The sequence below is a fragment of the Actinoplanes utahensis genome, from assembly GCF_016862455.1.
In the GTDB taxonomy this organism is placed as follows: domain Bacteria; phylum Actinomycetota; class Actinomycetes; order Mycobacteriales; family Micromonosporaceae; genus Actinoplanes; species Actinoplanes utahensis.
Genome location: NZ_BOMZ01000048.1, coordinates 149,937 through 161,443, shown reverse-complemented (window position 1 = coordinate 161,443; position 11,507 = coordinate 149,937). Strand labels below are relative to the sequence as shown.

General features: G+C 71.2%; 7 protein-coding genes and 1 pseudogene. 3 read left to right on the top strand and 5 right to left on the bottom strand.

All coding sequences use genetic code 11. The features are described 5' to 3' along the window. Together Aut01nite_RS44840 and Aut01nite_RS18730 are read right to left on the bottom strand one after the other, a co-directional pair. Positions 1-182: pseudogene (locus Aut01nite_RS44840) on the bottom strand (hypothetical protein); the annotation flags it as partial. A gap of 653 nt (positions 183-835) precedes the next feature. Beyond that, entirely contained in the window at positions 836-2,266 is a 1,431-nt protein-coding gene (locus Aut01nite_RS18730) for a hypothetical protein (RefSeq protein ID WP_204037577.1), read from the bottom strand. A gap of 263 nt (positions 2,267-2,529) precedes the next feature. On the opposite strand from Aut01nite_RS18730, the gene Aut01nite_RS18725 reads away from it, so the two are divergent. Next, positions 2,530-4,050, top strand: a complete 1,521-nt coding sequence (locus Aut01nite_RS18725; protein WP_043528739.1) for a plasmid pRiA4b ORF-3 family protein — start codon at positions 2,530-2,532, stop codon at positions 4,048-4,050. A gap of 203 nt (positions 4,051-4,253) precedes the next feature. On the opposite strand, the gene Aut01nite_RS18720 is transcribed toward Aut01nite_RS18725, so the two are convergent. The 3 genes from Aut01nite_RS18720 to Aut01nite_RS18710 form a co-directional block, all read right to left on the bottom strand. Then, positions 4,254-7,661, bottom strand: a complete 3,408-nt coding sequence (locus Aut01nite_RS18720; RefSeq protein ID WP_063958819.1) for a DUF4132 domain-containing protein — start codon at positions 7,659-7,661, stop codon at positions 4,254-4,256. Positions 7,662-8,174: 513 nt separating this feature from the next. Beyond that, the gene (locus Aut01nite_RS18715; RefSeq protein ID WP_043528689.1) at positions 8,175-8,888 is read right to left on the bottom strand and encodes an ABC transporter permease; all 714 of its coding nucleotides are present in this window, start codon (positions 8,886-8,888) and stop codon (positions 8,175-8,177) included. 8 nt (positions 8,889-8,896) lie between these two features. Then, positions 8,897-9,529 carry an ABC transporter ATP-binding protein gene (locus tag Aut01nite_RS18710; protein WP_052164158.1) on the bottom strand — a complete coding sequence of 211 codons (633 nt, stop codon included), beginning with the start codon at positions 9,527-9,529 and terminating at the stop codon, positions 8,897-8,899. A 178-nt stretch (positions 9,530-9,707) separates the two neighbouring features. On the opposite strand from Aut01nite_RS18710, the gene Aut01nite_RS18705 reads away from it, so the two are divergent. Continuing rightward, the gene (locus Aut01nite_RS18705; protein ID WP_043528691.1) at positions 9,708-10,841 is read left to right on the top strand and encodes a sensor histidine kinase; all 1,134 of its coding nucleotides are present in this window, start codon (positions 9,708-9,710) and stop codon (positions 10,839-10,841) included. Positions 10,842-10,849: 8 nt separating this feature from the next. After that, complete coding sequence (locus Aut01nite_RS18700) at positions 10,850-11,440, top strand: response regulator transcription factor (protein WP_425551444.1); 591 nt, start codon at positions 10,850-10,852, stop codon at positions 11,438-11,440. Positions 11,441-11,507 lie beyond the last annotated feature (67 nt).

Below are 11,507 nucleotides of genomic sequence, written 5' to 3'. Positions count from 1 at the left end.
GGTCGGCCGGTGCCGCCGGTCGGCCGGTGCCGCCGGTCGGCCGGTGCCGCCGGTCGGCCGGTGCCGCCGGTCGGCCGGTGCCGCCGGTCGGCCGGCCGGTCCAGGCCGGCGGCGCACTGCATCAAGGTGCTCTTGCCGGAGCTGGTCGCGCCCATCACCGCGACGAAGGTGCCCGCCGGCACGGCGAGCGAGACGTTGCGAGAGCCAGAGTGCCGCGCTTGCCGTACCGGCGCGACACCCCGTCCGGTTCCACCGCGATGTCCATGCGGTAACCCTCGTCGCCGCGGGCCGCCGGCACAGCCGGGCCGGCCTCCCCACCGGGGGTCGGTTGACCGCTCCATGCGGGAGTCCGCTTCTTGACGATCATGGGGCGGCTGGTGACCGTGGTGGGCATGGCCTTTCCGGCTTCACACCCCAGCGACCGACAGCCCCGACCCCGCGGCCGCCCCAGTCGCCGGGTGGCCGGGCAGTCGGGTGGCCGGGGCAGCTGGGTGGCCGGGTGGCCGGGTGGCCGGGTGGCCGGGTGGTCAGGTGGTCAGGTGGTCGCTGGGCGAATCAGCATCCAGAAGTTCCACAGACCGACGACCGGCTCGACGACCCAACAGTCCAGCAGACCGGCGACCGGGCCGACGACCCAACAGCCCGGCGACCCAGCAGACCGACGACCGGGCCGACGGCTCGGCGGCCGGCCCCGCAGCTCAGCAGCTCAGCAGCTCAGCAGCTCACCAGACCGACGATCCAGCAGCGCAGCAGCTGGCGCGGACCCGGCGGCCCGGCAGTCCGGAGCCCGGTGGCAAGTAGCGCCGACCGTGACACTCGCGGCTGGCGGAGGAGTTCAGCGGGCCGGCTCTCCCGCGTGATGGCGATCCCAGGCGGCGCACACCACGGTGGCAGTGAGCACGAACAGGGCGGCTGCCGACAGCAGGCGCATCTCCGGATGGACCGCCGGGACCGCAAGCCCGACAGCGGCGGCAGCCGTCGCGGAAAGACCGGCCGCCACCAGGCCGAGCAGCCAGCGGCGGGCCGCTGCGGCCCGTCCGTCCCGCGGCAGACTGCCGTACACCTCGAAGATCGCGAACGCCGTCGCCGCCCCGATGATCAGCAGCCCCGCACTCGCCGCGAGAAGCCACGAGCCGAAGCCCAGCTCGTAGCGAATGGCCAGCGCCGGAACCAGAAACAGCGCCAGCCACCAGGACATCCCAGCAGTCAACGTCCCGACACCCGGCCCGGCGGTCACTTTGCCGGCATCCGCCCTGGTGGTGAGCAGGCCGCCATCCGAACCCGTCGACCCGGCGGTCACCGGGCCACCAACGGTCACCGGTGTACCGGCGCCTGAACCGACCGTCCCGAGGACCACCGCACCACCACCAGCCGCCGATGCACCGGCACCTGAACCGACCGTCCCGAGCATCACCGCACTACCAGCCGTCACCGGTGTGCTGCCGCGGGGAACCGGCTCGGCAGGTCTCCGGCGCAGGCGGGCCGCCGCGAACCGTGCCGCCACCAGCACCGTTCCGGCCGCGACCGCACCGGGCACGTGTTCGCCGACCCGGCCCATGCTGTACAGCAGCACGGTGTCGTACAAGGCCAGCACCAGATAGCCGAGCGCCGCCGTGGACGCCGCGAACGCCAGCAGCTCCGCCGCGGTCCGTGGCGCGCCGCTGCCCTGCGGCGCCGACGGCAGCCGGCCGAGCCTCCGCAGCGCGAACACCGTCACGATTCCGGAGAGGAGGCGAAGCGCCAGGTTCTGCACCGTGTACGGAGTGTGCAACTCCCACTCGATCAGACCGAAGGTGATCGAATAGGAGGCACTCATCAGGGCGATCACCGTGGTGCTGGTCAGCCGCCGGTACAGGCTCGGGTCCAGCCAGTTCAGCACCGTCAGGTACGCCAGCATGCCGAGCGGCAGCTCGAACAGCGACGGCACCCGCAGCGCGCACACCGCCAGCAACTCCGGCGCCGGGGTGTGCTCGGCCAGCCACGTCATCACCGGCCCGTCGGCCAGCTCGAACCAACCGTCCGGCACATATATTGCCAGGTAGGACATGTCACCGTCGCGGACCCGCAGCGCGTAGATCGTGAACAGCACCTGATTGACGAAAAGGACCACCGTCACCACGGCCAGCCACCAGCCCGGCCGGCACCACCAACGGGCCGGCCCACTCCTCTCGGCCGCTGTCGTCCGCATCGCCCGCCAGGTCGCCGGCACGCCGACGAGCACAGATCCCGCAACCGTGGCGTGCAGCGCCACCGCCGTACCCGTCATGCCCGAACGCTCTCTCGCATCCGCGGATTCTCACAGGGCCCCGCAAGCGTCGTTGATCTTCCCTCCACTCCGGTTCCCCCTCCCATCCGATATGGTCCTGCCCTGATCGCACCCGCGCTCAAGAGCGCAGTGCTCCCTGAAACGCTTCGCTTCGTTTGGGCCGCGTGGAGCCGATGCCCACTGTCGTCGCCGCCCCGGTGGCCACGTCCACGTTCGTGGCACCGACGTGGCAAGCGTTCGGATCATGGTGAAGGATGTGGTTCGTGAGTCCCGTGAGCCGAGGCCGCAAGAAGTCGAAATCTCGCCGTTCCGGCGGCGAGCGGGTGCTGCGCACCGTCGCCCCTGTGCCGGAGCAGTGCGACTGCCCGGAGTGTTCCGGCGGCGGACTCGACGCGGCAACGCTCGTCGGTGACCTGCTCAACGGCGGCAGCGTGCTGCTGGACTGCGAGGATCCGCTCGAGGCCGAGATGTTCGGCGCCAACTTCCTGTCCGCCGGGGACCTCGCCGGCGAGGGTTTCGCCGAGGCTGTGGCGACTGCGATCGTGCCCGCCATCGAGGAGGAGAAGACCCGCGAAGCGCTCGCGGTGCTGCTGGCGATCGGCGCCGTCGACGATGTCGGGGCTGCCTCGGACGCGGCCCGGCGCCTCATCAAGTCCGGAGTTCCGGAGCCGGGCTGGGCCGCCGCCTTGCGCGCGCCGATGACAGCCGGCGCCTTCCTGCGGTTCGCTGACCGTGATGACCTGCTGTCCGTGCTGGTCTGCACGTTCGAGCGGGGCGGAACCGTGCACGGCTTCGCCGTCAACGTCGACCACGGCGACTGTTTCGCAGCCGCCGGCATCGTCCTGTTTCCCGGTGATCTGCTCGACCAGGTGGTCGACGCGATCCAGGACAACCGGGGTGCCCGCGGTCTCAAGATCGCTCGGGAGACGCTCGATCCCGGCGAGTTCCGATGGCAGGTCGAGCGGGCCTTGGACGCCCGCGCCGACCACGACGCCGACCTCGTGGATCCCGAGGAGAACCTGGACGAGGACGGTCCCGGTTACCACCTGGTGGCCGCGCTGCTCAGGGCCCGGATGTGGACTCTGCCGGAAGCATCGCGGCCGCCCGCCGAGCACGGCGGCGACCTGTCCGAGATCGAGATCTTCCGCCGGATCGCCACGGACGGCTCGCCGTCGCGGCGGCGGCCCGCTGCCGACCGGAAACTCCCGGCGAAGCGGAAGAAGTCCAGCGGACCGGCTCCGATCTATCAGATCAAGGTGAGCCTGCGCGGCGCGAGACCACCGATCTGGCGCCGGTTGCAGGTCCCCGCCGACACCAGTCTCGCGGCGCTGCACGGCACCATCCAGATCGCCTTCGACTGGGAAGACAGTCACCTGCATGTCTTCGAAACCCCCTACGGCCTGTTCGGTGTGGCGGACCCGGATCTCGGCCACCGCTCGGCAGCCTCGGTGACATTGGAGCAGGTGGCCCCGTCCGCCTCCGACAAGATCACCTACATCTACGACTTCGGGGACGACTGGGAACACGAGATCCTGGTGGAGAAGGTCCTCGACCGCGAGGAGGGTGCCGCCTATCCCCGCTGCACCGGTGGCCGCCGCGCCGCTCCCCCCGACGATTGCGGCGGCATCTGGGGTTACCACGACCTGATCGAGGTCGTCGCCGACCCCGCTCATCCCGACCACGCCGACAGCCTCGAATGGCTGGGCCTGAACTCCCCCGCCGACTTCGACCCGGCCCACTTCAAAGCTGCCGACATCACCCGTCAACTCCTCGACACTGACTGACCAGCACCACAATCGGCGCCCGAAACGTCGCCGAGCACCGCCGCCCGCGGCACCGTGCGGCGCGGCACCGTGCGGCACGGCGGCACCGTGCGGCGCGGCACCGTGCGGCACGGCACCGTGCGGCGCGGCACCGTGCGGCGCGGCGGCACAGCGGCGCGGCGCGGCACCGTGCGGCGCAGCGGCACGGCGGCGCGGCGGCACGGTCAACCGGTGACTTCGGTGAGGTCACACAGCACCTCCGAGGCGGTCACCGGGTCCAGGCTGTTCAGCGGCACGTGACCGATGCTGTCGTCCCACCGGTGACCGGTGCCGTCGTGCAGGAACACCGAGGTCAGCTTCTGGTCGACGGCGAAACTCAGGTCACCGACCGCGATGCCCGGCTCGATCTCGACGGACAGCACCAGGCCGGTGCCGAGTTCCCGCTCGACGATGCTCTGCATGCCCGCGTCCTGCGGATCCTCCCGCCGCCAGCCGCGTCGCTCGAGGCCGAGCAGACTGGTCGTCGCGACCTTGAGCCCCTCGAACCGCCCCAGCGTGCTGCCCGCACCCTCCTCCTCGGTCAGCGCGAACGTCTGCCGTCCGAGCTGCGGGAACGGCTGCAGAATCTCGTAGTCGGCGAAAACCTCCGCCCATCCCGTCCCCTCCACGCCGAGGTGCAGCGGATGCGCGATCCCGACGACCTCGTCGTCGGCCACCGTGGTGGGCTCGTCGTCCACCATCGCGAACGTCCGGTCCTCGGCGATCCGCAACGTCCCGATGGGTGTCCCGTCCGCATCGAAACGTGCCCAGACCAGACGCCGCGCGACGTGCCACACCAGGGGATGGCCGACGAAGAACTCCTGGAACTCGGTGCCGGTCCAACGGCGACCGCTGACCATGGCGTGTTCCAGTCGGCGGACCTGGTCGGCAGCGACTCCGCGGACGTCCTTCTTCAACGTGGTGAACCGCTGGTAGGCGGCCGTCGCGAATGCGGCATCATCCCGGGTGCCGGGCTTCGGCAGCGTCTTGAGCCGTCTGCCGTCGCCGTCGGTGACGAACGGGTGGAGCTGCTCGTCGAACCCGACCACGAACTGCCGCGGCCCGTAGTCCAGGCGCAGACTGCCGTCGGCGTCGAGCCCGAAGTCCGGGACGAGCCGATCGGCCAACTGCTCAGCGGTCAGGCCCAGCCCTTCAGCGACCTCGTCCATCCGGGCGACCGCAGCCGCTTTCAAGCCCTTGAACCGGGCCCGCTGAGAGATCCGGTGCAGGTGGGTGAGCGCGAGGTCGGTGCCGATCCCGGCCAGGACGTTGATCCCGGTGACTGCTTTGGCGTGCCCGCCCTCCCCGGGCCAGGCGAGAATCAGCGGGCTGAGCCGGCGCACCGTCTCGTCATCACCGATCAAGCCGAGCGCGTCGAGCGCCCAGCTCTCCTTCACGGGAGCACCGACGGCCTGCCAGCCCGAGAACAGAGCCCAGCCGAACTCGGCGAGGTCGGCCGGCTCGCAGGCTTGCCGGACGATCTCCACCCCGGGGTACGGGTCGTCGGGCTTCGCGATCGCCAGCATGGTGACCAGGTTGGCGGCGGCCTCGCCCGGCAGGGCGCCGGAGCCGTCCCGCAGCCGCACCGGTGGCAGCAGCGCGGCTGCGGCCCACGCCGGCGCCACCGGCATCCGGGCCGGCAGAACGATCAGCGGATCGGTGGCGAGCAGCTCCTCCAGCGCGTCGGCCGCCTCCGGGCCGTAGCCGGCGGCAGCCGCTTGCACCTGCTCGGTGTGGCCGTTGGTGTGCAGCAGGAGCAGTGCCCGCTCAGCCTGCCGCCGGGCCACGCCGGGCTTACTGAGCGCCGGCGGAACAAGCGCCCGGGCGGCCTCGGCGGGGTGCCGCAGCAGCCAGGCGTGCGCGATCCGCCGCACCGATTTGAGGCGCGCCAGCCAGTCGGCCATGTGCACGGCCAACTCGGGGGACGTGAACGGGAGGAGCAACGGTCCGTACTCCGCGGGAGCGGTCCGGGCGGCGGCCAGCATGGTCGGCAGCGCGTCGGCGCCGAAACGCACCGCGGTCGCCCGCAGCCACGGCGTCGCATCCCAGAGATATCCGGGCTGCCATTGCGCCAGCACCGGCCGGGCGATCTCGACCGGCCCTCTCACGAACAGCCGGCCCGGGTCCTCCCCGCCAGCCTTGCCGGCCGCGACCTTCCGGGCGAGCGCCGCCCAGTTGACCGGCCCGTCCTGGTAGAACCGCACCGAGGTCCGTGCCCACTCGTCGTGCTCGCCGGGGCTCCAGCTCATCGCCGCCGCATCGGTGCAGGCGAGACCAGCGATCACCGGCGGTTTGACAGCTTTGACCCGGTGCCGCCAGGGCGGGTCCGCGAGCACGCCCGGGACCGCCGACAACGGGGCGGCAACCACCGCGCCGACGGTATCCGCGATCGCCCGCACATGGGCGGCAGCCTCCGTACTCAACAGCGGGATGACCTCGTCGACGAGCTCGAGGTGGGTCAGCACGTGCCTCCGCAGCAGCTCGGCGACGGCCGATCGCATCGTGCCCTCGGCAACAGCCGGTCGCCCCCCGTTCCCGGCAACAACCGGTCGCCGCGAGCTCTCTGCGAGCAGCCGCATCGCTCGCGCCGGGAACCGCTCGGCCGCCTCCAGCAGGGCAGGTTTGACGTTGCGCGCGGTGACCCGATCGATCAGGCCCTGCATCACGTCGTCGCCGGGCAGGACGGCCAGCCCGGACAGCAGCCAGCGCTCGCCGCCAACACCGTGCGAGATCGAGACGTCGGCGTCGCACCAGTGGAACAGCGCGGCCGCGGCGCCCGCACCCACCCCGTCGAGAAGGGTGACCATCGACGACTGGCGGCGCAGCGCCGACCAGGTATCGGCGAGCGCGGCCAGCGTGCCGGCCTGCTCAGCGGTGCCGGCGGCGTAGAGCAGCATGCCGGCCCGCTGGCTGTCGCTGTCCGCCACCGCGTCGGCCACATCCTGCTCGACCCAGTCAGCCCGGGGCACCAGCACGGAACACGCGACGCGCGTATAGGGCAGGCCCGCCCGGAAAGGCTCAAGCGCGGCCACGACCTGCTCGAACTGCTCCTCCGGAGCAGCCGCGACCGCCGCCCGAACCCGCAGCAGGACCTGCAGCGCCGGGTCACCGGACCAGCTGTCGCGCTGCTCCCCGTCCCGCAGGTGACGCACCCCGCGGTGCGTGGTGCTGTAATACCGCTGCCGCGGCGGCACGGTGTCGTCGACGACCGTCAGCGACGCCATCTCGACGGCCGCGATCACGGCGAACACCAGGCCACGCTCACCGATCCACAGATCAGCGAACCGGTCCACCTGGTCGTAGCCGTCCCGCGAGCACACCGCTTTGATCACCGCGATGGCCGCCGCCCCGACCGGCGGCGCCTCACGAGCCCCGGCCCGCCACGACGACGCTGCCGCCGCGATCCCCTCGTCGGTGCTGATCGCGTCAAGCACTCCTCGGATGCCGCCGGCCTGCTCCACGACCATGCCCTTGATGACGGCACGGGCCTCGGGGTCGGGCTCGAACGGCAGCACGCCCGCACTCCCGCGCCGCGGGCAGCGATGCTTCAGCCAGCCCTCCGGCATCACGAACGAGTCCTCAGAATGCCGCATATCGCCAACCCTCACCCGAAGTAGCCACACCACCACCGCGATCCCTGACCGCCGAAGTGTCCCGAAGGTTATCGCCCGGGTACGACAGGAAATGAACCCTCGAAGCTCACACTCATCGCCTTGAATCCCAGGTAGAAGCCAAGATCACACGGCACATCACCACCGTGATCCCGCGGAAGGCCCGAACTGCCGCCACCGCGATCACGCACGAGCGACCCGCCGAGGGTGGCCCAGAGGACGACCTGGGCGCATTGGTGAGTTCGGGTGCGGACGGCGAGGACGCCGGCCCGAAACCGCTCCGCGAAACCCGCACGGACCCGGCCAATTCCGGATAGCCAGTAACGCTCACCACCGCACTCCCAACAGCCAACGCGGTCGCCGCCGTAGGCCCCAGACGAACGCGCGGACCACTCCGCCACGGTCGCTGCCGTAGGCCCCAGACGAACGCGCGGACCACTCCGCCGCGCTCACCGCCGTAGATTCCGGACGCGCATACGGGCCACTCCGCGGCGCTCACCGCCGTAGATCCCAGACGAACACACGGACCGCCACAACGACGGCCAGGACTGCTGTGATCACCAGCGAGGTCGCGGCCGGGACCAGCCCGGTCGCGCCGGGAACCTGCCATGCCATCCGGGCGAGTTGGGTCACGGCTCCACCCGGCAGCGCCAGCATCGACCAGGTCACTTCATCGGGTGGAGTCCGCATCACCCACATCGCACCACCCAGAAATGCCACCCCGATCGGCGTGGTTGTCAACTGCGCGAGCTCGGGTGCCGAGGTGAAGGCCGCGGTCAGCGCCGCCAGCCCACACCCGGCGACGACACCGGTCACCACCGCGAGCAGCAGCGGGGCGAGGTCCACCGGCAGCGAACCGCCGCTTGCCATGACCAGCCCCAGAAGGAAACCCGCCTGCACCACGGTGAGCAGCGCGGATGGCGCGAGGCTGCCGACCAGGATCGCAGTGTCCGAGGCGCCACTGGTCCGCAACCTGCGCAGGACCGACTGTTGCCGGCGACCGGCGAGAATCGTGGTGCCGGAGACATAGGCCGTCAGAGTTATCAGGGTGACCAGCACCAGACCGGCAGCGGTGCCGGAACCCGCCCGTCCGCTGTCGGCCTCCGCCCACAGAATCAACAGTCCGAGCGCGACAGGCAGGATCGCCCCCATGGCCAGGGTCATCCGATGTCGATACAACAGCGTGAATTCCGCGCCCGCGATCAGCATCGCCGACCTCATCCGATCCTCTCCTCGATGATCCGGCGGAACGAGGCGGCGAGGTCGACGGGACCGGTGAGCGCCACCCGCCCACGGTCCATGATCGCGATGCGGTCGGCGGTCTGCTCCGCTTCCTCGAGGTAGTGGGTGGTGAACACGATCGTCGTGCCCTCGCGCCGACGGTCACGCAGCAGATCCCAGGTGCGCTCGCGCGCCTGCGGATCGAGACCGGAGGTCGGTTCGTCGAGGAGTAGCAGCCGGGGCCGCCCGCAGAGGGCGACGGCGAGATCGAGACGCCGGCGCTCCCCACCGGAGAGCTGGCGGACCCGCAGCGCGGCACGATGTTCCAAGTCGACATCGGCGAGCAGCCCGGCGGCCGCCCGCGCCACCTCTCCTCGCCGGTACAGGCGCAGCCAGAGCCGGATGGTCTCGGCCACGGTCAGATCGAGGGCACAACCACTGTCCTGAAGCACGACACCGACCTCGGAAGCCAGACGCCGCCGATCCCGGAACGGGTCGCGGCCGAACAACCGGACCGTCCCCCCGGAAGGCCGCCGGTGTCCCAGGACCAGCTCCATGACCGTCGTCTTGCCGGCCCCGTTCGTCCCGAGCAGTGCGAACATCTCGCTCTCCCGGACCGTCAAGTCCACTTCACACACCACTGGGGACGCGCCGTAGGCGAAACGGAGCCCCGCACAGGTAACCGGATCCATGCCATCGAGTCTTGACCCGGCCGCCGCGGCGGCGTAGTGCCGTATCTGCACCGGCCTTCATGACAGATGTCATCAATGTTCCCGATCATCGACCACGGCCCAGCATCATGGTGGCGTGAACGCAGCGACCGAACCAACCAACGGCCTCGCCGCGCTGCGCCGGCTCACCTGGTGGATCATGATCGGTTGCCTGGCCGGCATGGTGCTGCTGGTCGCCACCGAGTTGCCGGACGTCCCGGCCCGCGCCGTGGTGTTCGCCGTGATGCTGCCGGTCTGTGCGGTCGCCGGCTTCCTCTTCGCCGTCCCACTGGCCGGTGGGCCTCCCCCACCGGCAACGGTGATCGTGGCGGCCGCGGCGGGCGCGACCGGCATTCTCGCCTACGGCCATGTGCTCGGCAGCGGCGGCTTCCCATGGGTTCTGCCGTTGGCCGCGGTGCTCGCGGCTACCCACGCCGGCGCCCAACGCCCCGCCCGCCTCGTCTGGCCGGTCGGCGCCGGGCTGGCCTTCGCGGCGTCGTGGCCGGCCGGTGAGGCCACACTTCAGGCGGCCCTGACCGACAGCGGCATGACCGTGCTGTGCGCGGCCTCGCTCTATGCGCAGATCTGGATCTGTGAGGTCGCCGAGCGACTCGACCACGCTCGGCATGTGGAGCGGTCCGCCGCGGTCACCGGCGAGCGCCAGCGGTTCGCCGCCGAACTGCACGACATCCAGGGCCACAACCTGCAGGTCATCGCGCTCAAGAGCGAGCTGGCCGAGCGCCTCGCCGAAACCGATCCGGTCCAGGCAGCCATGCAGATGCGTGAGGTTCAGGCGCTGGCCCGGCAGGCTCTGGGCGACACCCGCGACATCGTCCAGGGCTACCGAGCGGTGTCACTAGGGACCGAGGTGACCAATGCGGCTCGGGTCCTCGCCGCGGCTGGTGTCACGCCGTCGATCGAGCCGTCCGCCGGGCTGCCGCCCCTGCCACCGGCGGTGGAGAAACTGCTCGGCCTCGTCGTTCGGGAGTGCACGACGAATGTGTTGCGGCACAGTTCGGCCAGCCGGTGCGAGATCTCCCTGGCTGCCGAGCCCGGCGCTGTGGTGCTGCGGTTCGTCAACGACGCGCCGATCGCCGGGCCGACCGGCCCCGCAGGTGGCCTCGCTGGTCTCTCCGACCGCCTGACCGCCGCCGGTGGTTGCCTGCGGACCGCCCCGACAACCGACGCGTTCGAGGTCAGCGCGACTCTGCCACTGCCGGCCGTCCGATGATCAGGCTGTTGCTCGCCGACGATGAGGACCTGATCCGGGGAGCACTGGCCGCCCTGCTCGGGCTGGAAACCGACCTGACCGTCGTGGGCGAGGCTGCGGACAGTGCGGCTGCCGTCCAGACCGCCGTTCACACTCGGCCCGACCTCGCTGTTCTGGACCTGGAGATGCCGCCGGGCGACGGGCTGCAGGCGGCCGCGGAGATTCGGGTCCGCCTCGGGATCCCGATCATCCTGGTCACGCGGCACGCCCGTCCTGCGGTTCTGCGGCGCGCCTTGGCCGCCGGGGTCGGCGGTTTCGTCCCCAAGACGACGCCGGCGACCCGGCTCGCAGCGATCATTCGCTCCGTGCACGCCGGCAGGCGCTACGTCGATCCGGAGATCGCTGCGAGCGCCCTGAGCGAGGACGACTGCCCGCTCACCGCCCGTGAGCTGGAGATCCTGGCCGCCGTCCGGGGCGGCGCACCGATCAACGAGGTGGCCGCAGCGGTGCACCTGGCACCCGGCACGGTCCGCAATTACCTGTCCGCAGCGATGACCAAACTGGGTGCCGACACCCGCCATGCCGCCGCACACCATGCCTGGCAGCAGGGCTGGATCTAGTCTGCCCCACCGCCCCGGCAACACCATCAGGCCCGCCAACGGGTGCTTGGCCAGCACTTGTCCGTCG

Coding starts and splice junctions, on each gene's coding strand:
- Aut01nite_RS18730 (WP_204037577.1), bottom strand. CDS start 2,266: ATGACGGGTACGGCGGTGGCGCTGCACGCCACGGTTGCGGGATCTGTG.
- Aut01nite_RS18720 (WP_063958819.1), bottom strand. CDS start 7,661: ATGCGGCATTCTGAGGACTCGTTCGTGATGCCGGAGGGCTGGCTGAAG.
- Aut01nite_RS18715 (WP_043528689.1), bottom strand. CDS start 8,888: ATGCTGATCGCGGGCGCGGAATTCACGCTGTTGTATCGACATCGGATG.